The organism is Streptomyces sp. NPDC002588 (genome assembly GCF_040295925.1).
In the GTDB taxonomy this organism is placed as follows: domain Bacteria; phylum Actinomycetota; class Actinomycetes; order Streptomycetales; family Streptomycetaceae; genus Streptomyces.
The window spans coordinates 1-20,958 of sequence record NZ_JBEOWF010000007.1 but is presented as its reverse complement, the minus strand read 5'-3'; the positions used below and the strand labels follow the sequence as shown (position 1 = coordinate 20,958).

The window sequence follows — 20,958 nt, the reverse complement described above, 5'->3', positions numbered from 1 at the left end:
GCGGCCCGCTACAGCGGGGTCAGTGTGCCGTCGGCCGCGCGGTAGAAGCTGCCGCCGGTGTGGCCCCACACCCGGTACTTGTTCTGGAGCCAGTGCCTCGAGATCTCGTGCACGACTTCGGCGGCGCGCTCCCAGACCACGGAGTGTCCCGCGCCCTCCAGCTGGAACATCAGCTTCTTCGGCCCCTTCACGGCCGAGTAGAGGGCCGGGACGGAGAAGCGCACGGTCGGCGGGACCGGGGAGCCGGCCGGGGTGTTGACGGTCCGGTCCAGTTCGCCGTGGACGATGACGAGGGGGACCCGGTCACCGAGGACATGGGTGCCCGTCGGGTTCTGGTACGGCGCGGTCTCGTTGTTCCAGCCCCACCAGTAGGAGTTGCGGTACCGGTGGATGCCCTCGGCCCCGCCGTCCGGCAGCGGGCTCCCCCAGGAACTGCCGACCGGGTCGTTCGCCATCATGGCGGCCCACGCCCGGTCCACCATGTCGGGGTCCCGCTGGAACACGCTGCCCTGCTCGCGGTCCCACGCGAACTTGAAGCCCCTCTTGTCGCTGACGTGCATGGGGAAGCCGAAGGTGACGGGCGGCTGGGACACGGGCAGTACGGCGGCCTCCGCCGGCCTGCCGAACGGGTTCGCGGCGTCTTCCGACCAGCGCCCCAGCGGCGGGTAGACCGGGGCGAGCAGGAACAGGCTCTTGACGTGCTCGGGGTGCTGCAGGGTGTAGGGCCCCATGACCGGCCCGGCGGCGGACCAGCCGATGAAGTCGATCGGGGTCGTCATGCGGGGCAGCGCCTTGATGAAGGCGACCACCGTGGCCAGCTCCGCCCACTCGCTCTCGGAGTTGCCCAGCTCGTGCGGATACAGGGGCGGGCCGGTGTACGGGACCGGCAGGGGGTTGGGGGTCAGCACTCCCCGCTGCGCCGGATTGGCGTTACGGGGTTCGTCCATCTTGGGGCGGGGCGAGCGTCCGTTGCCCTGCAGGTCCATCAGGAACACGTCGTAGTGCAGCGCGGCCAGCTGCTGGGCCCAGCTGTACGTGATGTCGGACCCGGGGCCGGTCAGGTCGTACCCGGCGACCACCGGCACGCTTCTGCCGTGCAGCATCAGCACGGGTGAGCGGGGCTGGTGGCCCTGGGTGCCGTCGTACTCCCGGACGAAGAGGTTCACCTCGTCGCCCTCGTTCGCCGGAATCCTCGAGATGTGCGGGACCAGATGGTCCTTGGCGGTGGGTGCGGGCATGGTCGCCCTCCGATCCATCCTGATATGACAAACCGTGGGATTCCCCCTGATTCCACCGTCCTCTGCTTCCTCACAGCCTGCAACTGGGCATCGGAGCCAGGTAGTTGACCGGTCAAACGGGTGTGGCCCGAGCCTGGGGGGCTCGGGCCACACGCGTCGGCGGTGAGGGGGTCAGGGCAGCTGGGCCGCCCGTGCCTCGCGCCGGTTGCCGCGGAAGTTGTTCACCCGGCGGGCCGTGGCGAACAGCGGGATGACCGCGCCCATGACCAGCTCGAGCGCGCAGCCCGTCTGCAGGAGCAGCTGGCCGCTCGGGGCGTCGAAGGCCCAGGCCGCCAGCAGGCCCATGGACAGCACGATGCAGGAGAGCACCACGCCGGCGAGGCGGCCCCGCGGCTTCGGGTACTCGACCCGGCTCACCATCAGCCACGCCGTGCCGAGGATGGCGAGGAGCGTGGCCACGAAGGGCAGCTCGAGGAGCACGATCGAGACGACCGTCAGCGCGCCGAACGGGGAGGGCATGCCCTGGAACGTGCCGTTCGGCGGGCTCACGCAGGAGAAGCGGGCGAGCCGTAGCACCACTGCCAGGAGGACGACGATCGCGCCGACCGCGGCCACTCTCTGGTGCGCGTCGTCGGCGACCATGCCGTAGACCAGGACGAAGTACGCCGGGGCCAGGCCGAAGCTGATCAGGTCGGACAGGTTGTCCAGCTCGGCGCCCATGGGGGAGCTGCGGAGCTTGCGCGCGACGAGGCCGTCGAAGAGGTCGAAGACCGCCGCGCAGAGCATCAGGATGACCGCCGTGGCCGCGCTGTGGCGGGCCATGCCGGTCTCCTGGTCGCCGGTGAGGTGCGGGATCAGGATGCCGGTGGTGGTGAAGTACACCGCCATGAAGCCGCACGTGGCGTTGCCGAGGGTGAGGGTGTCCGCTATCGACAGGCGGAGAGAGAGGGGCATCTCCTCCTCTTCGTCCACCTCGTCGGCCTCGGGAACCCAGCCGGCCTGTGTCTCCGGGTCAATCACGGTCAATGCGAGTCACCCCCGCCACGGTCTTCTGCCCGACCTCGACCGCGACGTCCACGCCCTCGGGCAGGTAGATGTCGACGCGCGAGCCGAAGCGGATCAGGCCGAGGCGGTCGCCCTGCTCGACCTTCGTGCCCTCGGGGATGTAGGGCACGATGCGGCGGGCGACGGCGCCGGCGATCTGGATCATCTCGATGTCACCGAGCTCGGTGTCGAAGTGCCAGACGACGCGCTCGTTGTTCTCGCTCTCCTTGTTGAACGCCGGGACGAAGCCGCCGGGGATGTGCTCGACCGAGGTCACCGTGCCGGAGAGCGGCGCGCGGTTGACGTGGACGTTGAGCGGGCTCATGAAGATCGCGACCCGGGTCCGCCCGTCCTTCCACGGCATGATGCTCTGCACCACACCGTCGGCGGGGGAGATGACCCGGCCCGCGGCGATCTCGCGCTCGGGGTCGCGGAAGAACCACAGCATGCCCGCCGCGAGAGCGGTGGCGGGCACGGCGACGGCCTTGGCGACGCCCGAGCGGCGGGCGCGGACCAGGCTGACGGCTGCGGTGGCGACGGTCGGCAGAAGCCACGGCGATGCTCCGCGCGCGAGGCGTGCGCCTACCAGGCGGTCGCGGTGTGCAGAGGTTTGGCTGTGGGGCATGGATGACCTTCGTAGCGGATGATGCCGCGCTTCGACGGGGGGACGGCGGCTTTCCGGCGATCGTAGCGGTTCAGGACCGCAACTGGGTAAGTCACGAAGCCGAGTCGACGGCGGGGGCGGGCTGACGGGGTGTGATCTTCTTCTCGAAGAAAACACCCCCAACCCTGACATCTCGCGGACATCTATCCCTGGAACCGATACTCCTCGAGCAGTCTGCGCCCGATGATCATTTTCTGGATCTCGGCGGTGCCTTCCCCGATCAGCAGCATCGGGGCCTCCCGGTAGAGGCGCTCGATCTCGTACTCCTTGGAGAAGCCGTAGCCGCCGTGGATCCGGAACGCGTCCTCCACGACCTCCTTGCAGTACTCGGAGGCGAGATACTTCGCCATCCCTGCCTCGAGGTCGTTTCGTTCGCCGGAGTCCTTTTTGCGTGCCGCGTTCACCATCATGGCATGCGCGGCCTCGACCTTGGTAGCCATCTCGGCCAGCTTGAACTGGATCGCCTGGTGCTGGGCGATCGCCTTGCCGAAGGTGTGCCGCTGCTGGGCGTACCGGACGCCCAGCTCGAACGCACGCTGTGCGACGCCGCAGCCACGCGCGGCGACGTTGACCCGGCCCACCTCGACCCCGTCCATCATTTGGTAAAAACCTCGGCCGGTGACCCCGCCGAGCACCCGGTCGGCGGAAAGCCGCAGGCCATCCATGATCATCTCGGTGGTGTCGACGCCCTTGTAGCCCATCTTCTCGATCTTGCCGGGGATGGTGAGGCCGGGGCGGACCTCTCCGAAGCCGGGCTCCTTCTCGATCAGGAAGGTCGTCATCGACTTGTGGGGGGCGGTGCCCTCGGCGTGTCCTTCGTCACTTCGGACCAGGACGGCCACCAGAGACGACGTACCGCCGTTCGTCAGCCACATCTTCTGGCCGTTGAGGACGTACTCGTCGCCGTCCTTCACCGCCTTCGAGGTGATGGCGGACACGTCCGAGCCGAGGCCCGGCTCCGACATCGAGAACGCGCCCCGGATGTCGCCGGCCGCCATCCTCGGCAGGAAGTGGTCCTTCTGCTCCTGCGTGCCGTGCTGCTTGAGCATGTACGCCACGATGAAGTGCGTGTTGATGATGCCGGAGACCGACATCCACCCGCGGGCGATCTCCTCGACGCAGAGGGCGTAGGTGAGGAGCGACTCGCCCAGCCCCCCGTACTCCTCGGGGATCATCAGGCCGAACAGGCCCAGTTCCTTCAGGCCGTCGACGATCTGCTGCGGGTACTCGTCGCGGTGCTCCAGCTCGGTCGCGACCGGCAGGATCTCCTTGTCCACGAAGTCGCGGACGGTGGAGAGGATCTCCTGCTGGACGTCGGTCAGACCGGCGGTCTGGGCGAGACGGGCCATGGCTTACTTCTCCTGCTGCTTCGGCTCGGGGCGGCCCGGCTGCTCGCCGCCGCGCTCCTTGATGTACGTCTCGGTCGGCACCATCACCTTGCGGCGGAACACGCACACGAGCGTGCCGTCCTGCTTGTAGCCCTTGGTCTCGACGTACACGATCCCGCGGTCGTCCTTCGACTTCGACGGCCACTTGTCGAGCACGGTCGTCTGGCCGTAGACCGTGTCGCCGTGGAAGGTGGGCGCCACGTGCTTGAGCGACTCGATCTCCAGGTTGGCGATCGCCTTGCCGGAGACGTCCGGGACGGACATGCCGAGCAGCAGGGAGTAGATGTAGTTCCCGACCACGACGTTCTTGCCGAAGTCCGTCGTCTTCTCGGCGTAGTTGGCGTCCATGTGGAGCGGGTGGTGGTTCATGGTGAGGAGACAGAACAGGTGGTCGTCGTACTCGGTGACCGTCTTGCCCGGCCAGTGCTTGTACGTCGCCCCGACCTCGAACTCCTCGTAGGTGCGTCCGAACTGCATCGCGCTCAGGGCTCCTTAGTCGCCGGGGATCTCGAACTTCGACGTGCGCTGCATGCCGGCGGCCCGGCCCTTGCCGGAGATGACCAGCGCCATCTTGCGGCTGGCCTCGTCGATCATCTCGTCGCCGAGCATCGCGGAGCCCTTCTTGCCGCCCGCCTCGGACGTGTAGTAGTCGTACGCGTCCAGGATCAGCTCGGCGTGGTCGTAGTCCTCCTGGGAGGGCGAGAAGATCTCGTTGGACGCCTCGACCTGGCCCGGGTGCAGCACCCACTTGCCGTCGAAACCGAGAGCGGCGGCGCGCTGGGCGACCTCGCGGTAGCCGTCGATGTTGCGGATCTGCAGGTAGGGGCCGTCGATCGCCTGGAGGTCGTTGGCGCGGGCGGCCATCAGGATCTTCATCAGGATGTAGTGGTAGGCGTCCGCCGGGTAGCCGGGCGGCTGCTCGCCCACGACGAGCGACTTCATGTTGATCGACGCCATGAAGTCGGCCGGGCCGAAGATGATCGTCTCGACGCGCTGGGAGGCCGTCGCGATCTCGTTGACGTTGTTGAGGCCCTGGGCGTTCTCGATCTGCGCCTCGATGCCGATCTTGCCGACCTCGAAGCCCATGGTCTTCTCGATCTGCGTCAGCAGCAGGTCCAGGGCGACCACCTGCTGGGCCGTCTGCACCTTCGGCAGCATGATGCAGTCGAGGTTCTGCCCGGCACCCTCGACGACCGTCACGACGTCGCGGTACGTCCACTCGGTCGTCCAGTCGTTGACGCGCACGACCCTCGTCTTGCCGGTCCAGTCGCCCTCGTTGAGGAACTTGACGATGGTGTGCCGCGCCTCGGGCTTGGCCAGCGGCGCGCACGCGTCCTCCAGGTCCAGGAAGACCTGGTCGGCGGGGAGGCCCTGGGCCTTCTCCAGGAAGCGCGGGTTGCTGCCCGGTACGGCGAGACACGAGCGCCGGGGACGCAGGCGGTTGACGGTCATGCGGGGACCTCCAGGGGGTCGAGCTTGTTCGCTTTCCGGATCTCGTCGACGATGCGGCCGATGATTCCGGTGATGTCGAAGTCCTTCGGGGTGAAGACCGCTGCCACTCCGGCTGCCCGCAGCTGCTCGGCGTCCCCATTCGGGATGATGCCACCGGCGATCACCGGTATATCTGTGGCACCGGCCACACGGAGGCGGTCGAGCACGTCCGGCACGAGCTGGGCGTGCGACCCCGACAGGATCGACAGGCCCACCGCGTGCACGTCCTCGGCGAGGGCCGCGTCCACGATCTGCTCCGGGGTGAGCCGGATGCCCTGGTAGACCACCTCGAAGCCGGCGTCACGCGCGCGTACGGCGATCTGCTCGGCCCCGTTGGAGTGTCCGTCCAGGCCCGGCTTGCCCACCAGGAACCGCAGTCTGCCGGTGCCGAGGTCCTTCGCCGTCTCCTCGACCCGTCGGCGCACCTCGGACATCGCCGAACCTTCCTCCGCGGGCACCGCGACCGGCGCCGAGGAGACGCCCGTGGGGGCGCGGAACTCGCCGAACACCTCGCGCAGGGCCCCCGCCCACTCGCCGGTCGTGACCCCGGCGCGGGCGCACTCCAAAGTGGCCTCCATCAGGTTGTCGGTGCCCTTGGCGGCCTCCTTCAGCCTGTCCAGCGCCTTGCAGGGGCGCGGATGGTTGAAGGGTGCCTGGTAGCGGGTGTCGCGCCAGTGCTGGAGCGAGGCGACGACCCGGGCCTCGACGGCCGGATCGACCGTCTGGATGGCCGTGTCGAGGTCGGCGGTGAGCGGATTGGGCTCGGTCGTCTCGAAGATGTTGACGCCGACGATCTTCTCCCGGCCGGATTCGATACGGGCGCGGCGCTCGGCGTGCGAGGACACCAGCTGCGACTTCAGGTAGCCGGACTCCACGGCGGCCATCGCGCCGCCCATCTCCTGGATCCGCCCGATCTCCGTGAGGGACTCCTCGACCAGGTCGTCGACCTTCGCCTCGACGACCTTCGAGCCCTCGAAGATGTCCTCGTACTCCAGCAGGTCGCTCTCGTGGGCGAGGACCTGCTGGATGCGCAGACTCCACTGCTGGTCCCAGGGGCGGGGCAGGCCCAGGGCCTCGTTCCACGCCGGGAGCTGCACGGCACGCGCGCGTGCGTCCTTGGAGAGGGTCACGGCCAGCATCTCGAGGACGATCCGCTGGACGTTGTTCTCCGGCTGCGCCTCGGTCAGACCCAGCGAGTTGACCTGGACGCCGTAGCGGAACCGGCGCTGCCGGGGGTCCTCGATGCCGTACCGCTCGCGGGTGACCTTGTCCCAGATGCGGCCGAAGGCGCGCATCTTGCACATCTCCTCGATGAAGCGGACGCCCGCGTTGACGAAGAACGAGATCCGGGCGACGACATCGCCCATGCGCTCCTGCGGCACCTGTCCGGAGTCCCGGACGGCGTCCAGGACCGCGATCGCCGTCGACATCGCGTACGCGATCTCCTGGACCGGCGTGGCGCCCGCCTCCTGCAGGTGGTAGCTGCAGATGTTGATCGGGTTCCACTTCGGGAGGTGGGAGACCGTGTACGCGATCATGTCGGTCGTCAGCCGGAGCGAGGGACCCGGCGGGAACACGTGCGTGCCCCGCGACAGGTACTCCTTGACGATGTCGTTCTGGGTCGTGCCCTGGAGCCGGGTGACGTCCGCCCCCTGCTCCTCGGCGACGACCTGGTAGAGCGCCAGCAGCCACATGGCGGTCGCGTTGATCGTCATCGAGGTGTTCATCTGCTCCAGCGGGATGTCCTGGAACAGCCTGCGCATGTCACCGAGATGCGCGATCGGCACGCCGACCCGGCCGACCTCGCCGCGGGCGAGGATGTGGTCGGAGTCGTAGCCGGTCTGCGTCGGCAGGTCGAACGCGACCGACAGACCGGTCTGGCCCTTGGCGAGATTGCGCCGGTACAGCTCGTTGGACGCCTCGGCGGTGGAGTGGCCGGCGTAGGTCCGCATCAACCACGGCCGGTCCTTCTGACGCTCGCTCATGTACGCCTCTCAGATGTCGCGGCTGTGCCTGTCGGTCCGCTCCGCCGGCGCGTCACGGAACAGGTTGATGGCGTCGATGTGCCGGGCGCGCTTCTCCTCGTCGCGCACACCGAGGCCCTCCTCGGGGGCCAGGCACAGGACGCCGACCTTGCCCTGGTGGAGGTTGCGGTGCACGTCGTAGGCGGCCTGTCCGGTCTCCTCCAGCGAGTAGACCTTCGACAGAGTGGGGTGGATCTTGCCCTTCGCGACGAGCCGGTTGGCCTCCCAGGCCTCGCGGTAGTTGGCGAAGTGCGAGCCGATGATCCGCTTCAGCGACATCCACAGGTAGCGGTTGTCGTACTCGTGGTTGTAGCCGGAGGTCGAGGCGCAGGTGACGATGGTGCCGCCCTTGCGCGTGACGTAGACGGACGCGCCGAACGTCTCGCGGCCGGGGTGCTCGAAGACGATGTCGACGTCCTCGCCGTCGGTGAGCTCGCGGATGCGCTTGCCGAAGCGCTTCCACTCGCGCGGGTCCTGGTTGTGCTCGTCCTTCCAGAACTTGTAGTCCTCGGCGGTGCGGTCGATGATCGCCTCCGCGCCCATGGACCGGCAGATGTCCGCCTTCTGCTCGCTGGAGACGACACAGATCGGGTTGGCGCCGCCGGCCAGCGCGAACTGGGTGGCGTACGAGCCGAGGCCGCCGCTCGCGCCCCAGATCAGCACGTTGTCGCCCTGCTTCATGCCGGCGCCGTTGCGGGAGACCAGCTGCCGGTAGGCGGTGGAGTTGACCAGACCGGGGGCGGCGGCCTCCTCCCAGCTCAGATGGTCCGGCTTCGGCATCAGCTGGTTGGACTTGACGAGCGCGATCTCGGCGAGGCCGCCGAAGTTCGTCTCGAAGCCCCAGATGCGCTGCTCCGGGTCGAGCATGGTGTCGTTGTGGCCGTCGGACGACTCCAGCTCGACGCTGAGGCAGTGCGCGACGACCTCGTCGCCCGGCTTCCAGGCGTTGACGCCGGGGCCGGTGCGCAGGACGACGCCGGCGAGGTCGGATCCGATGATGTGGTACGGCAGGTCGTGCCGCTTGGTGAGCTCGCTGAGGCGGCCGTAGCGCTCCAGGAAGCCGAAGGTGGACAGCGGCTCGAAGATCGACGTCCACACGGAGTTGTAGTTGACCGAGGAGGCCATGACGGCCACCAGGGCCTCGCCCGGGCCGAGCTCGGGCAGGGGAACCTCGTCCAGGTGGAGCGACTTGCGCGGGTCCTTGTCGCGGGTGCTGATCCCCGCGAACATCTCCGTCTCGTCCTTGTGCACGGTGATCGCGCGGTACGACTCGGGGAGTGGCAGGGCGGCGAAGTCGGCCCGCGTCGCGTCCGGCGACTGGATCGCGTCCAGGATGTCCTGAGTGGTCACGGTGTTGCCTCCGGCGGTGAGCGCCCTGAGGGAGGGGCGCTGAGGGTTTCGTCGGTGTGCTGCTGAGGGTTCGGGAAGTGCCGTCGGTTCGGCGGTGGTGCTGTTCGGCAGCGCTTTGTGGCGCGGGAGGTTGCCTGTGACGCAGGCGTCCGGGCGCGCAGGCCATTGGCTTGCGGGGACAGCCGGCGTACGAAAGGTCTCTGCACGCCGGCCGCCCGGACACCTTCACGGTATGACACCCCGTGTCAGGTGGCAAGGCACTGAGTGCCAGTACCTGCCCTCAGATGAAATCTTTACGTAACAAATGAGCGATGATCGATCGAACGGGGCCGGAAATCCATCCGAAAAGAGCCCCTGACATGCCAAAACGGCCACCCGGTGGGGTGGCCGTCCGTGCAGCTGGGTGGGCGGTTCAGCGCTCCTTGAGGGCCTGCTCGATGGTGCGCATGACCTCGTCGAGCGGGGCGTCGGTACGGGCGACCGTCACCAGCACCTCGCCCTGGGGCGACACCGTCGCGGGCGCCTGCGCCGAGGGGGAGCCGGTGCTGCGGCCCGCCCCGATGCCGGTCCCGAAGGTCCGGCGGACGATCGCGAAGGCATGGTCGAGCTGGGCCTCCACATCGCCCTGGCCGCCCGCCCTGAGCCAGCGCCGCAGCACGTGGTTGTGGGCGGTGACCACCGCGGACGCGGCGACCTCGGCGAGCAGCGGGTCGTCGTTGGCGTCGTCGTCGTGCGCGTGCTCGTCGAAGTGACCGAGGAGGTAGCGGGTGAAGAGCCGCTCGTAGCGGGCCACCGACGCGATCTCCGCCTCGCGCAGGGTGGGCACCTCGCGGGTCAGCTTGTAGCGGGCGACCGAGATCTCCGGCCGGGCCGCGTACATCTTCATGACCTCCTTGATGCCACGGCACACGGTGTCGAGCGGATGCTCGTGCGCCGGGGCCGCGTTGAGCACCGCCTCGGCACGGATCAACGTGTCGTCGTGGTCGGGGAAGATCGCCTCTTCCTTGGAGCGGAAGTGGCGGAAGAAGGTGCGGCGGGCCACGCCGGCCGCGGCCGCGATCTCGTCGACGGTGGTCGCCTCGTACCCCTTGGTGGCGAACAGCTCCATGGCCGCGGCCGCCAGTTCGCGGCGCATCTTGAGCCGTTGGGCGGCCGCGCGGCTGCCCGCGGCACTCTCCGGCGCGTCGGGCGTGGCTGGTGTACGTGAGGACCTGGCGGGCTGGGGCATGACCCGAACGTACTGCATGTGCGCAGCTCGGTGCGCAGGTCCGGGGTTTCCCCCGCCCTTGACGGGCGGGGGTCCTCCGGTGGGGCCGAGCAGGCCGCCCCAGTCCCGGTCGTCCTCGTACCGGTCGGCGGCGCCGTCAGCGGCGGGCATATTCGCGGAAGCCGCGGCCGGTCTTGCGGCCGAGGCAGCCCGCGGCCACCAGGTGCTCCAGGAGCGGGGCCGGGGCGAGCCCCGGATCGCGGAACTCGCGGTGCAGGACCTTCTCGATGGCGAGGGAGACGTCGAGGCCGACGACGTCCAGCAGTTCGAAGGGGCCCATCGGGTAGCCGCCGCCCAGCTTCATCGCGGCGTCGATGTCGTCGAGGGACGCGTAGTGCTCCTGGACCATCTTGATCGCGTTGTTGAGGTACGGGAACAGCAGCGCGTTGACGATGAAACCGGCCCGGTCTCCGCAGTCGACGGCGTGCTTCTTGATCCGTCCGCACACATCGTGAACCGTCGAGTGGACGTCCTCGGCCGTCAGCACCGTACGGACGACCTCGACCAGCTTCATGGCCGGCGCCGGGTTGAAGAAGTGCATCCCGATCACGTCCTGCGGACGCGAGGTGGCGCGGGCGCAGGCGACGACCGGCAGCGAGGACGTGGTCGTGGCGAGGACGGCGCCCGGCTTGCACACCTTGTCCAGCGTCGCGAACAGCTGCTGCTTGACCGCGAGGTCCTCGGCGACCGCCTCGACGGCCAGGTCGACGTCGGCGAAGGCGTCGTAGGACCCGGCGGGGGTGATCCGCTCCAGGGTCCGCGCGGCGGCCTCGGCGGTCATCCGGCCCTTGTCGACGGAGCGGGCCAGGTTCTTGCCGATACGGGCCTTCGCCGTCTGCGCCTTCTCCTCGCTGCGGGCGGCCAGGACGACGTCGTAGCCCGCCTTGGCGAACACCTCGGCGATGCCGGAGGCCATGGTGCCGGAACCGGCGACGCCGACGCCGCGCACCGCACGGCCCGGGGAGCCGGCCCCGTCGGACACGGGCGTCAGCGCGTCCGGGACGACCGTCGCGCTGCCCGGCGCCTCGTAGGTGTAGAAGCCGCGGCCCGCCTTGCGTCCCGTCAGACCGGCCGCGCTGAGCTGCCCCAGGATCGGGGCGGGCGCGTGCAGCCGGTCGCGGGACTCGGCGTACATGGCCTCCAGGACCGTACGGGCCGTGTCGACGCCGATCAGGTCGAGCAGCGCGAGCGGGCCCATCGGCAGTCCGCAGCCGAGCCGCATCGCGGCGTCGATGTCCTCGCGGGAGGCGTAGCGCGACTCGTACATCGCGGCGGCCTGGTTGAGGTAGCCGAACAGCAGCCCGTCCGCGACGAACCCGGGGCGGTCGCCGACCGCGACCGGCTCCTTGCCGAGGTCGAGGGCGAGGTTGGTGACGGTGCTGACGGCGGCCGGCGCGGTCAGCACCGAGGAGACCACCTCGACCAGCTTCATGGCGGGCGCCGGGTTGAAGAAGTGCAGGCCGAGCACCCGCTCGGGGCGCGCCGACTCGGCGGCGAGCCGGGTGACGGACAGGGCGTTGGTCCCGGTCGCGAGGATGGTCTCCGGCCGCACGATCCCGTCGAGTTCACGGAAGATCTGCTGCTTGATCTCGTACGACTCCGGCACCACCTCGATCACCAGGTCGGCGTCGGCCGCCGCGCGCAGGTCGGTGGAGGTGCGGACCCGGGCGAGGGTGTCGGCGCGCTCCTCGGCGGTGAGCCGGCCGCGGTCCACGGCGCGGGCGGTGGAGGCCTCCAGGGCGGCGTGCGAACGGGCCGCCTGGGCTTCGCTGATGTCGATGCCGATCACCTCGCGGCCGGCCCTGGCGAGGACCTCGGTGATACCGGTGCCCATGGTGCCGAGGCCGATCACGGCGATCGTGCGGAGCGGGGAAGCAGGGGTGTGGGACAGGGGAGTGGCCATCGCGGGACTCCAGAAAAGAGGGTGACGACTGGGAACGCCCCCGGGTGCGCCGGGAGACCTCTGGGAGGTCCGGGCGCACCGGGTGCCGAAGAATCGAGTGCGGGTGTTGCCGGGCTGCGAGCGCACACGCCCGGTTCCGGTTGCCGGGAGCGCGCACACGCCCACCGAGCGAACGGGAGATCCGACCGGCCCTGTCCCGTGGCCGGGTCGTACAGCGGTACGAGGTACCGAACCGACTTCTCTCACGGAGGCTGCGTCACCAGGCCGCCGTGAGAGGTGCAGCGAGTGGGTGACTCGCTCGTCTGAGCTTAACCGGTCGGTAACGAGCGCGCCAGCCCTGCTTCTGTGACGTGTCCCGCCTCGCGCCCCGGGCCGCCCGGGGGTCACGAACGGCCGTCCGACGGGTCCTTGCGGCGGAGATGGAGGTAGACGGGGACGCAGGCGCCGACGCCCGCGACGCCGACGCCGGCCAGTCCGACGTACACCCCGGCCAGGACGGAGTGGTGGGCCAGCTGCTGGATGCCCAGACAGACGGCGACGAGGGAGCCGGTGATCAGCAGGGCGACGGTCGTCCTGACGGCGAGGAGCGCGCGGCGCGCACGGCGCACGGCGCGGGGTTCGCCGCCGGCCCTCGGGCGCGGGCTCGGTATGGCCGTGGGCGGATGCCCGTCCGGCGCGCCGTCGTGCTCGGTGACGTTCTCGTTCCCTGGGGTGCCGTGGGTGGCCATCGTCGTGCGCTTTCTGTGCGGGTGGATCGGGGTGGGGCGCGGGTGCGCCACCGCTCCGGGCGCTCGGGCCGGGAGCGGCGGCGCCGTCAGGGCGTCAGCCGGCCAGTGCCTCCGCGCCCTCGAGTGGTGGCGCGTAGGTCCGGCCGCCGCGCACGGGCGGACCGACGGTGCCCTCCCTGCGGGATCCGCGGGCGGGAACACCGCTGTCGTGAGTGCCGCGTTCGCGGCCCTCGTCGTGTTCCCGCGCCGGTGCGGCCTCGGGTCGGCTGCCCTCCCCGTGGAGCATCCGGCCCAGGACGACGAGGCGGGCGACCGCCCCGGCCGGCAGGTGCCGCAGGACGAGCAGGGCTCGTCCCGCGGTGAACCCCTCGCGGGCGGCGGTGTCGAAGTACAGCGGTGACGCCCACGGGGCCTCCCGGGGATCGCCCCCCTGGGCCCGCCGCCGGATCTCGGCCTCGATGTCCTCGAAGTACCGGGCGTCGGTCTCCAGCCACTCCTGCGGAGTGGGCGGAGCGGCATGGTCGATCAGACGTGCCGTGCGACGGTACGCCGTCACCTGGGGCATGCCTTCTCCTTTCTTCGTTCGGTCTCGACGTCGAAGAAGCCCTTCTCGAGCTCCTCCACACAGACGCCGGCAGCTGTCAGGCGTTTCCTGGCCCGCTTCATGAGCCTGCTGGTCCACCCCTGCGACCGCCCCAGGACCCCGGCGGCCCTGGCGTTGGTCCAGCCCAGGACGGCCACGAGCCGGTAGACCGCCCGCTCCCGCTGTGGCAGGTCGTCGACCGCGACCAGCCAGGGGCGGAACCCGTCGTCCACCTCGCCGAACCGGAAGCCGTACAGGGAGGTGAGGGGTATCAGGTGCACCTGGCCCGGGCCGGGGCGGCCCGCGTGCTCCCGCATGGCGTCGGCCGCGAGCTGCATGCTGACGTCCATGAGCCGCTCGTACGCCTCCTCGAGGCCGATGTCCGCGGGCAGGCGGGGCAGGGTCCTGGCGAAGGTCTCCAGGGTGATGGCCGCGACGTTGCAACGCGGGTCGTCGTAGGCCTCGAACGTGTCGAACTGCACCTGATGGAACAGATTGAGCATCAGTTCCCGGTGGTGGGACGGGTCGAGAGACAAAGTCGGACTCATTCGTTCAGGGCCCTTCGGACAAGAAACGACGGCGCCGCCGGCGCCTCGGTGCAGGAGCTCTCCGGCTCGCATCGATGGGTCACATCATCAGGGGGGTGGCCGGGGACCCTTTCCTGTCGGTCCCTCTGTCATCTGATGACTCGTTACTTATCAGTAGCAACGCTTCTTGATCGCTTTCTGGCAGCCCGCTGTGCGTGGCCAGGGGCAGGTGGGAGCGTGTCGACGGAAGCCGCTCCGCTGGTGATCGGGCGGCTCCGTCGCACTGTTGACCGGGATAGTACTGATGCCGCTGGTCATGTCTTTCTGCTGCCGGGATTCACCCTCGCGAACGATCGCCATTCGAAAAGTCGCCGAACATAGTCACCGCTGAGCGGAGTTGTTCCTTCTCCTTGCTCCGGCTGTCCGAGGCGCGCGTCATTGCCGCACGTCACTGGTCACAACGGGGTCGCGGAAGAGAGGGTCCCGCGCGCCTCCGGGGAAGGGCGGGAGAGCGGGTGCGCCCCCGGCGGGGCTCGCGACACGGCAGGCGATGCGCCCGCTCGTGCTTCCGTGCGCCCTCGCGCGCCGGACGGCCGCCGGGCCCACGGCCACCGCCCCGGGACCTGTCCTAGGCTCGGCCCCATGGACGAAGAGTTGCGGGCGCTCACGGAGCGCTTACGGAGGGAGTCGGGTGGCGCCGCGCTGTACGAGCGGCTGGCGGGCACACCGGACCACGACGAACTGGCGGGCGTGCTCACCGAGTCGGGGCGGCCGCTGTGGGCCCGGGAGGTCGCCGCCTTCCGGCTGGGACTGGTGGGGGACCGGCGCGCCTTCGAGGCGCTCGTCCTGTTCCTCAACCACCGCGACCCGCCCCGCTGCGCCTCCGCCGCCTACGCCCTGGCCCGCCTCGGCGACCCCCGCACCGCGCGCGCTGCGGCCACCCTCGCCACCAACGAACTGCGCGTCGCCTACGCCCTGCACCCCGTCCGGCTGCTGGTCGAACTGCGCGCGCCGGAGTCCGTGCCCGCGCTGATCACCACGCTCCGGCGGCGGCTGACCCCCCACGATCCCTACCGGCGGGTGGCGCTCGCCTGCGTGGAGGGCCTCGGCGCGCTCGGTGACGACCGCGCCCGCGCCGTACTGAACGAGGCCCTCGCGCATCCGGCGCTCGCGGAGGCGGCCGTGCACGCGCTGGCGCGGATTCCCCGGCAGCGGTGAGCCGCCGGGGACGGGTGCTCAGCCGCGGAAGCCCAGCAGTCCGTGCAGGGTGACGCCGCGGGCCGTCCGGGAGGCGGCCTCGGAGCCCAGCGGCCGGGGGTCGGGCCGGGCCGCGCACACCGCGTCGACCGAGCCGGTGCCGCGCGGGACCGTGCCGTCGGCCAGGTACTTCGCGAGGTGCTGGTCCAGGCAGGTGTTCCCGCTCAGTGTGACGCCGTGGTTCCCGCCGCCCTGCTCGACCACGAAGCTTGAACCGTGCAGCAGGGCGTGGACCAGCGCGCCGCCCTCGTAGGGGGTGGCCGCGTCGTTCGTCGCCTGGAACAGCAGGGCCGGCGGCGGCTCCCAGTTGGTGATGTCCACCGGACCCCGCGACCTGGTCGGCCAGAACGCGCAGGGCGCGTTGTACCAGGCGTTGTTCCAGGTCATGAAGGGCGCCTTCCGGTAGGTCGCCCAGTTGTCCCAGCGCCACTCGTGCCAGTCCCGCGGCCAGGAGGCGTCACGGCACTGCACCGCGGCGTAGACGCTGTAGCCGTTGTCCCCGGCGGCGTCGACGGCGGCGAAGCGCTCGTACGCCTTCACCAGCGGGCCGCTGTCCCCGTGGCGCGCGTACGCCGCGAACGCCGCGGCGAGGTGCGGCCAGTAGCCGTTGTAGTAGCCGCCGGGCAGGAAGGTGTCCTCCAGCTCCGCGGCGCCCACCTTGCCGCCGGCCGGCTTCCCGGCGAGATCCGCCCGCATCGCGTACCAGCGGGCCTCGACCCGCTCCGGGTCCGTGCCGAGCCGGTAGACGTCGTCGTGCTTCGCGATCCACGCCATCAGGGCGCGGTGACGGTCGTCGAAGGCGAGGTCCTGCGTCAGGTTGTCGTCGTACCAGACGCCCGTGGGGTCGACGATCGAGTCCAGCACCAGCCGCCGCACCCGCTGCGGGTAGAGCTTCGCGTAGACCGCGCCGAGGTAGGTGCCGTACGAGTAGCCGAAGTAGCTGAGTCTCGGCGCGCCGGTCGCCGCGCGGATCGCCTCCATGTCGCGTACGGCGCTGAGCGTGTCGATGTACGGCAGCACGCGCGCGTACTTCGTGCGGCACGCCTCGGCGAAGGCCCGCGCCCGCTTCAGGTTGGCCCGCTCGGCGGCCGCGCCGGCCGGCACCGGGTCCGGGCGCACGGGGGCGAAGTGCCCCGGCCGGCAGTTCAGCGCGGGCCTGCTCCTGCCCACGCCGCGCGGGTCGAAGCCGATGACGTCGTACTGGGCGGCCACCGCCTTCGGCAGCGCCGAGGCGACGAAGGAGGCGAGGGACAGCCCGCTTCCGCCGGGGCCGCCGGGGTTGACCAGCAGCGGCCCCTGGTACGTCTTCGCGGTGTGCGGGACCCGGGACAGCGCCAGGGTGATCCGCTCGCCCCCCGGGTCGTCGTGGTCGAGCGGCACCTCGAGGGAGGCGCACTGGAGTTTCGGCTGGCCGGTGGTGCCGCACTTCTTCCAGGCGACGTTCGCCGCCCGGACGGCGGGCGAGCCGGTCGCACCGGCGGGCGCGGCGGTGATCGTCCCGGCCACGACGGCGGCGGCGGCGCACAGCACGGCTGCGCGTTTGTTCATGGACTGCTCCCGGAACGAAAGGCGGCCTGGGTGGTCGGACCGTGCAGGTCACGGCCCACGCCGCATCGTTCCGGAAAGATCGTCCGGAAGAACCCGATCTGGTCGTACTTGACCCGATCGGGTCGCCGGATGCGCTCGGACGCGCTCAGATCAGGGTGAGCTGGGTCGGCCCGGGCGCGGTGGGCTCCTCCTCCTGTTCGGGCGGCCGGATCCGGCGGGGCATCCCCGCGTGCGCGGGGCCGATGCCGTACTCCTGGGCCAGCTCGTGCACCTGACGGGTGATCCGCCGCTGGTACCACTTCGGGGCGTAGGAACCGTCCGCGTACAGCCGTTCGTAGCGGCGCACCAGGTGCGGGTGGTGCTGTCCGAGCCAGGCCATGAACCACTCGCGGGCGCCGGGGCGCAGATGCAGCACGAGCGGGGTCACCGAGGTCGCCCCCGCCGCGGCGATCGCCCGCACGGTGGCCCGCAGCCGGTCCGGTGCGTCGGAGAGGAACGGGATCACCGGCGCCATCAGCACACCCACCCTGATGCCGTGTTCGGTGAGGGTCCGTACGACGTCCAGCCGGCGTTCCGGGGCGGGCGCGCCCGGCTCCACGGTGCGCCACAGGGTGGTGTCGGTGAAGCCGACCGATACGGAGATGCCGATGTCGGTGACCTCGGCGGACTGCTTCAGCAGGTCCAGGTCGCGCAGGATCAGCGTGCCCTTCGTCAGGATCGAGAAGGGGTTCGCGTGGTCGCGCAGGGCGGTCAGGATGCCCGGCATCAGCCGGTAGCGGCCCTCCGCGCGCTGGTAGCAGTCGACGTTCGTGCCCATCGCCACGTGCTCGCCGTGCCGGCGCGGTGAGGCGAGCTGGCTGCGCAGCACCTCGGGCGCGTTCACCTTGACGACTATCTGGGTGTCGAAGCCGATCCCGGTGTCCAGGTACGAGCGGCAGCAGTCTCGTCTTCTTCCCCATGCGTTTGCCGGCGAGGCTCGCCGGCGGCGGAAGAATCCGATCTGGATGGGCCTGTGCGTAGCGGGTGAAGAGGTCGGCGGGGACCGATTCGGATCGGCCGAGGTGTACCGCCAGGATGCCCACGCTCGCATCTGCCAGGCGAACTGGAGATCGGCGCACCCAGGGGGCGCTGGGCTTACTGTCAATCCCCTCGAACCGTGGAGACCTTCCTATGCAGCCAGCTCCTCGGTGAGGCTGGCCCAGTAGTCGTGTTCGTAGTCGATCGGGCTCTTGAAGCCGCACACGCTGTGTAGCCGGCGGCTGTTGTAGAAGTCGGTGATCCAGGTCGCGATCCGGATCCGGGCCTCTGCTCGGGTGGCGAAGGTGTGCCGGTGGATGTACTCGACTTTCAGCACGCTGTTGAACGCCTCGCTGACGGCATTGTCGAAGCACGAGCCGACCCGGCCCATGGACTGGAAGACGCCCAGTCGGCGGCAGGCCCGGCGGAACCTCCGTGAGCCGTACTCGCTGCCGCGGTCCGTGTGGAAAATGACACCGCGCACGTCGCCACCGCGGGTCGCCGCGGCCATGTGCAGGGCGGCGACGACCAGTTCGGCATCGTGGCGAGCGCCCATCGCATAGCCCAGCAGGCGGCGGGAGAACAGGTCGATGACCGTAGCCAGGTACAGCTTGCCCTCACCGGTTTCGATCTGTGTCATGTCCCCGCACCAGACCAGGTCGGGTGCCTCGGCGGTGAATTCGCGGCGCACGAAGTCCGGGGCGGCCGGCCGTTTCCCCGGCCGGGTCAGCCCCGCCGACCGCGCACCTTCCGTGCGACCAGGCCGAGCTCGGCCATGAGCTTCGCGATGGTGTTCACCGAGACCCGCCAGCCCTGCCTCACCAGCCTGATCCAGATCTTCGGCGAGCCGTAGGTGCCGCCGGAAGTGTCGAACTCCTCCTTCACCGCTTCGATCAGGTGCTGCCTGCGCAGCTCACGGCGGGTGGGCTGGTGGGTGCGGTGCTTGTAGAACCACGACTCGCTGACGCCCAGGGCACGGCAGGAGACGCGGTGCGAAATGCCGTGTTCGGTCCTGAAGTCGCTGATCACCCCGACGACGGACGCCGGGTCCGCCACGGCTACTTCACCCACAGGACCATGCAGCGTCTGAGGACATCACGCTCCATGACCAGTTCCTTGTTGTCCCGCTTGAGCTGGGCGTTCTCCCGCCGCAACCGCTCCAGCTCGTCATTCCCGCCGGCCGGTACGGTCCCTGCCCGACGGGCGCGGGAGACCCAGCTCGCCAGGGTGGTCTCGTTGATCCCCAGGTCCTCGGCGACCTCGGCGACCTCGGCGATCGTCTTGCCGGTCTCCGTGACGATCCGTACAGCCCTCTCACGGAACTCCGGATCGAACTTCCGTCGCTTCTCCGCCATGACTCCCAACTTCCCCTGCAGTCACGGTCTTCACGCTACGAGGGGAGGGACACACCGAGGCCCGCACGAACACGGCATACCCGCAAGAACAGAGGGGCAAGAACAGGCAACTCTTCCCCGGAACGGCCGTGGCGCCACCAGCGACGCGGCCGCCCGCATGTCCGCGGCGAAACCGAGGCTGTTGCGCTCATGACAAACCATTGCCTCATCTACTAAGCTCCTTAACCGGTTCGTTTCCGTGAATCGACTGGAGTCCCATTGGCATGCCTTGCCGCATGCCGTCCAGCCTGAACGGTCAGTCACCACCGCACACTCGCACGGTAGTTCGTGACCTTGGACAGGCTGTCGATGAAGGGGCCCGTCCGAGGCCGCGTGTGGCTTTCATCCCCCCCAACCACAGAGGAGACCCCTCGTGCGTCTGAAGCTACTCGCCGCCGTCACCGCAGCGGCCGCCGCCACCCTGACGTTCAGCACCTCCGCCCAGGCCAACCACTCCTGGGGCGGCTACCACTGGGCGCGCACCGCCAACCCGTTCACACTCAAGCTCGGCAACAACGTGTCCTCGGCCTGGACGAGCTACCTGAACACCGCCTCCAGCGACTGGTCCAGCTCCAGCGACCTGGACACCTCCGTGGTGGCCGGCTCGACGACCGGCAGCACCTGCGCCGCGACCACCGGACGGGTCCAGGTCTGCAACAGCACCTACGGAACCACCGGCTGGCTGGGCGTAGCCTCCATAACCCTCTCCGGCGGCACCCACATCAACTCCGGCACGGTCAAGGTCAACGACACCTACTTCAACACTTCGACGTACAACACGCCGTCGTGGAGAACCATGGTGATGTGCCAGGAGGTCGGCCACACCTTCGGGCTGGACCACCAGGACACGAACCAGACGAACACGAACCTGGGCACCTGCATGGACTACACGAACAACCCCGACGGTCCGCCCAGCAACCTCCACCCCAACAGCCACGACTACAGCGAACTCTCCACCATCTATTCCCACCTCGACTCGTCGAGCACGGTCAACGGGTCGGAGGCCGTGAAACAGGTCGGCAACGACAAGGCGAGCTGGGGCAAGCGAGTCGCACGTTCCGAGCACGCCGACACGTATGTCCGCGACTTCGGCAACGGCAAGTCAGTCGTCACCTTCGTGATCTGGGCCGACTGATACCCCACCGTCGATGAAGGGGTGGCCGGAGCGATCCGGCCGCCCTGCGCATCTGGGATTCACGTCTGCGCAGTCAGTGCGCTTTTCCGGACTACCGGTAAGACGGTGTCCTATGTGGTGAGGCGGACGAGTCGCTTGTAGCAGCAGACGGCTGCGGCGAGGCCGAGAAAGGCCAGGTAGTTGCGGGAGTGGCGTTCGTAGCGGGGGCTGAGTCGGCGGTAGCCGGACAGCCACGAGATCGTCCGTTCGATCACCCACCTGCGGCGGCCCAGCCGTTCGCCGGACTCGATGCCTTTGCGGGCGATGCGCACGCCGATGCGCTTGCCGCGTAACCATTTCCGCAGGTGAGGGATGTCGTAGGCCTTGTCGGCATGCAGGCGTTGAGGCTTGAAGTGGCGGC

The 20,958-nt window shown here is 69.7% G+C and carries 20 protein-coding genes and 1 pseudogene; 2 read left to right on the top strand and 19 right to left on the bottom strand.

Annotated elements, in window-relative coordinates:
• Window positions 1-8 precede the first annotated feature (8 nt).
• From ABT057_RS09635 to ABT057_RS09575, 13 genes are all read right to left on the bottom strand, one after another.
• Window positions 9-1,238 carry an alpha/beta fold hydrolase gene (locus tag ABT057_RS09635; protein WP_352341923.1) on the bottom strand — a complete coding sequence of 410 codons (1,230 nt, stop codon included), beginning with the start codon at window positions 1,236-1,238 and terminating at the stop codon, window positions 9-11.
• Between the two features lie 171 nt (window positions 1,239-1,409).
• Window positions 1,410-2,192, bottom strand: coding sequence for a CDP-diacylglycerol--serine O-phosphatidyltransferase (pssA, locus tag ABT057_RS09630; RefSeq protein WP_352342152.1), 783 nt, complete (start codon window positions 2,190-2,192; stop codon window positions 1,410-1,412).
• 58 nt (window positions 2,193-2,250) lie between these two features.
• Window positions 2,251-2,907 carry a phosphatidylserine decarboxylase gene (locus tag ABT057_RS09625; protein ID WP_352341922.1) on the bottom strand — a complete coding sequence of 219 codons (657 nt, stop codon included), beginning with the start codon at window positions 2,905-2,907 and terminating at the stop codon, window positions 2,251-2,253.
• A 182-nt stretch (window positions 2,908-3,089) separates the two neighbouring features.
• Window positions 3,090-4,295 carry an acyl-CoA dehydrogenase family protein gene (locus ABT057_RS09620; protein ID WP_352341921.1) on the bottom strand — a complete coding sequence of 402 codons (1,206 nt, stop codon included), beginning with the start codon at window positions 4,293-4,295 and terminating at the stop codon, window positions 3,090-3,092.
• A 3-nt stretch (window positions 4,296-4,298) separates the two neighbouring features.
• On the bottom strand, window positions 4,299-4,811 hold the full coding sequence (locus ABT057_RS09615; RefSeq protein ID WP_352341920.1) for a MaoC family dehydratase: 513 nt from the start codon (window positions 4,809-4,811) through the stop codon (window positions 4,299-4,301).
• Window positions 4,812-4,826: 15 nt separating this feature from the next.
• The gene (locus tag ABT057_RS09610) at window positions 4,827-5,786 is read right to left on the bottom strand and encodes an HpcH/HpaI aldolase/citrate lyase family protein (protein ID WP_352341919.1); all 960 of its coding nucleotides are present in this window, start codon (window positions 5,784-5,786) and stop codon (window positions 4,827-4,829) included.
• The gene (locus tag ABT057_RS09605; protein ID WP_352341918.1) at window positions 5,783-7,810 is read right to left on the bottom strand and encodes an ethylmalonyl-CoA mutase; all 2,028 of its coding nucleotides are present in this window, start codon (window positions 7,808-7,810) and stop codon (window positions 5,783-5,785) included. Before ABT057_RS09605 ends, ABT057_RS09610 begins: the two co-directional genes overlap by 4 nt.
• Before the next feature lie 9 nt (window positions 7,811-7,819).
• The gene (gene ccrA / locus ABT057_RS09600) at window positions 7,820-9,199 is read right to left on the bottom strand and encodes a crotonyl-CoA carboxylase/reductase (RefSeq protein WP_352341917.1); all 1,380 of its coding nucleotides are present in this window, start codon (window positions 9,197-9,199) and stop codon (window positions 7,820-7,822) included.
• Window positions 9,200-9,611: 412 nt separating this feature from the next.
• Window positions 9,612-10,427 (bottom strand): TetR family transcriptional regulator, encoded by an 816-nt coding sequence (locus tag ABT057_RS09595; protein ID WP_352341916.1) that lies wholly within the window; start codon window positions 10,425-10,427, stop codon window positions 9,612-9,614.
• A 136-nt stretch (window positions 10,428-10,563) separates the two neighbouring features.
• Complete coding sequence (locus tag ABT057_RS09590) at window positions 10,564-12,369, bottom strand: 3-hydroxyacyl-CoA dehydrogenase family protein (RefSeq protein ID WP_352341915.1); 1,806 nt, start codon at window positions 12,367-12,369, stop codon at window positions 10,564-10,566.
• A 383-nt stretch (window positions 12,370-12,752) separates the two neighbouring features.
• Complete coding sequence (locus ABT057_RS09585) at window positions 12,753-13,097, bottom strand: hypothetical protein (RefSeq protein ID WP_352341914.1); 345 nt, start codon at window positions 13,095-13,097, stop codon at window positions 12,753-12,755.
• A 94-nt stretch (window positions 13,098-13,191) separates the two neighbouring features.
• The gene (locus tag ABT057_RS09580; protein WP_352341913.1) at window positions 13,192-13,662 is read right to left on the bottom strand and encodes a hypothetical protein; all 471 of its coding nucleotides are present in this window, start codon (window positions 13,660-13,662) and stop codon (window positions 13,192-13,194) included.
• The gene (locus ABT057_RS09575) at window positions 13,650-14,228 is read right to left on the bottom strand and encodes an RNA polymerase sigma factor (RefSeq protein WP_352341912.1); all 579 of its coding nucleotides are present in this window, start codon (window positions 14,226-14,228) and stop codon (window positions 13,650-13,652) included. Before ABT057_RS09575 ends, ABT057_RS09580 begins: the two co-directional genes overlap by 13 nt.
• 621 nt (window positions 14,229-14,849) lie before the next feature.
• Here ABT057_RS09575 and ABT057_RS09570 point away from each other — a divergent pair.
• A complete protein-coding gene (locus tag ABT057_RS09570) occupies window positions 14,850-15,425 on the top strand; it encodes an adenylosuccinate lyase (protein WP_352341911.1) in 576 nt (191 codons plus the stop codon).
• Between the two features lie 18 nt (window positions 15,426-15,443).
• Here ABT057_RS09570 and ABT057_RS09565 read toward each other — a convergent pair whose 3' ends face one another.
• From ABT057_RS09565 to ABT057_RS09545, 5 genes and pseudogenes are all read right to left on the bottom strand, one after another.
• A complete protein-coding gene (locus ABT057_RS09565; RefSeq protein WP_352341910.1) occupies window positions 15,444-17,012 on the bottom strand; it encodes an alpha/beta hydrolase in 1,569 nt (522 codons plus the stop codon).
• Window positions 17,013-17,157: 145 nt separating this feature from the next.
• Window positions 17,158-17,937, bottom strand: a pseudogene (locus ABT057_RS09560) (radical SAM family protein); the annotation flags it as partial.
• A 243-nt stretch (window positions 17,938-18,180) separates the two neighbouring features.
• Complete coding sequence (locus ABT057_RS09555) at window positions 18,181-18,759, bottom strand: IS3 family transposase (RefSeq protein ID WP_352342151.1); 579 nt, start codon at window positions 18,757-18,759, stop codon at window positions 18,181-18,183.
• Entirely contained in the window at window positions 18,756-19,100 is a 345-nt protein-coding gene (locus tag ABT057_RS09550; RefSeq protein WP_352341909.1) for an IS3 family transposase, read from the bottom strand. The genes ABT057_RS09555 and ABT057_RS09550 overlap by 4 nt, the downstream gene beginning before the upstream one ends.
• A complete protein-coding gene (locus ABT057_RS09545) occupies window positions 19,088-19,384 on the bottom strand; it encodes a transposase (protein WP_352341908.1) in 297 nt (98 codons plus the stop codon). The genes ABT057_RS09550 and ABT057_RS09545 overlap by 13 nt, the downstream gene beginning before the upstream one ends.
• 412 nt (window positions 19,385-19,796) lie before the next feature.
• On the opposite strand from ABT057_RS09545, the gene ABT057_RS09540 reads away from it, so the two are divergent.
• Entirely contained in the window at window positions 19,797-20,558 is a 762-nt protein-coding gene (locus ABT057_RS09540; RefSeq protein WP_352341907.1) for a hypothetical protein, read from the top strand.
• A 110-nt stretch (window positions 20,559-20,668) separates the two neighbouring features.
• On the opposite strand, the gene ABT057_RS09535 is transcribed toward ABT057_RS09540, so the two are convergent.
• Window positions 20,669-20,958 (bottom strand): transposase (locus tag ABT057_RS09535; RefSeq protein WP_352341906.1); only part of this gene is annotated, 290 nt, incomplete at its 5' end.

Coding starts and splice junctions, on each gene's coding strand:
- ABT057_RS09635 (WP_352341923.1), bottom strand. CDS start 1,238: ATGCCCGCACCCACCGCCAAGGACCATCTGGTCCCGCACATCTCGAGG.
- pssA (WP_352342152.1), bottom strand. CDS start 2,192: ATGCCCCTCTCTCTCCGCCTGTCGATAGCGGACACCCTCACCCTCGGC.
- ABT057_RS09625 (WP_352341922.1), bottom strand. CDS start 2,907: ATGCCCCACAGCCAAACCTCTGCACACCGCGACCGCCTGGTAGGCGCA.
- ABT057_RS09620 (WP_352341921.1), bottom strand. CDS start 4,295: ATGGCCCGTCTCGCCCAGACCGCCGGTCTGACCGACGTCCAGCAGGAG.
- ABT057_RS09615 (WP_352341920.1), bottom strand. CDS start 4,811: ATGCAGTTCGGACGCACCTACGAGGAGTTCGAGGTCGGGGCGACGTAC.
- ABT057_RS09610 (WP_352341919.1), bottom strand. CDS start 5,786: ATGACCGTCAACCGCCTGCGTCCCCGGCGCTCGTGTCTCGCCGTACCG.
- ABT057_RS09605 (WP_352341918.1), bottom strand. CDS start 7,810: ATGAGCGAGCGTCAGAAGGACCGGCCGTGGTTGATGCGGACCTACGCC.
- ABT057_RS09595 (WP_352341916.1), bottom strand. CDS start 10,427: ATGCCCCAGCCCGCCAGGTCCTCACGTACACCAGCCACGCCCGACGCG.
- ABT057_RS09590 (WP_352341915.1), bottom strand. CDS start 12,369: ATGGCCACTCCCCTGTCCCACACCCCTGCTTCCCCGCTCCGCACGATC.
- ABT057_RS09585 (WP_352341914.1), bottom strand. CDS start 13,097: ATGGCCACCCACGGCACCCCAGGGAACGAGAACGTCACCGAGCACGAC.
- ABT057_RS09580 (WP_352341913.1), bottom strand. CDS start 13,662: ATGCCCCAGGTGACGGCGTACCGTCGCACGGCACGTCTGATCGACCAT.
- ABT057_RS09575 (WP_352341912.1), bottom strand. CDS start 14,228: ATGAGTCCGACTTTGTCTCTCGACCCGTCCCACCACCGGGAACTGATG.
- ABT057_RS09570 (WP_352341911.1), top strand. CDS start 14,850: ATGGACGAAGAGTTGCGGGCGCTCACGGAGCGCTTACGGAGGGAGTCG.
- ABT057_RS09565 (WP_352341910.1), bottom strand. CDS start 17,012: ATGAACAAACGCGCAGCCGTGCTGTGCGCCGCCGCCGCCGTCGTGGCC.
- ABT057_RS09545 (WP_352341908.1), bottom strand. CDS start 19,384: ATGGCGGAGAAGCGACGGAAGTTCGATCCGGAGTTCCGTGAGAGGGCT.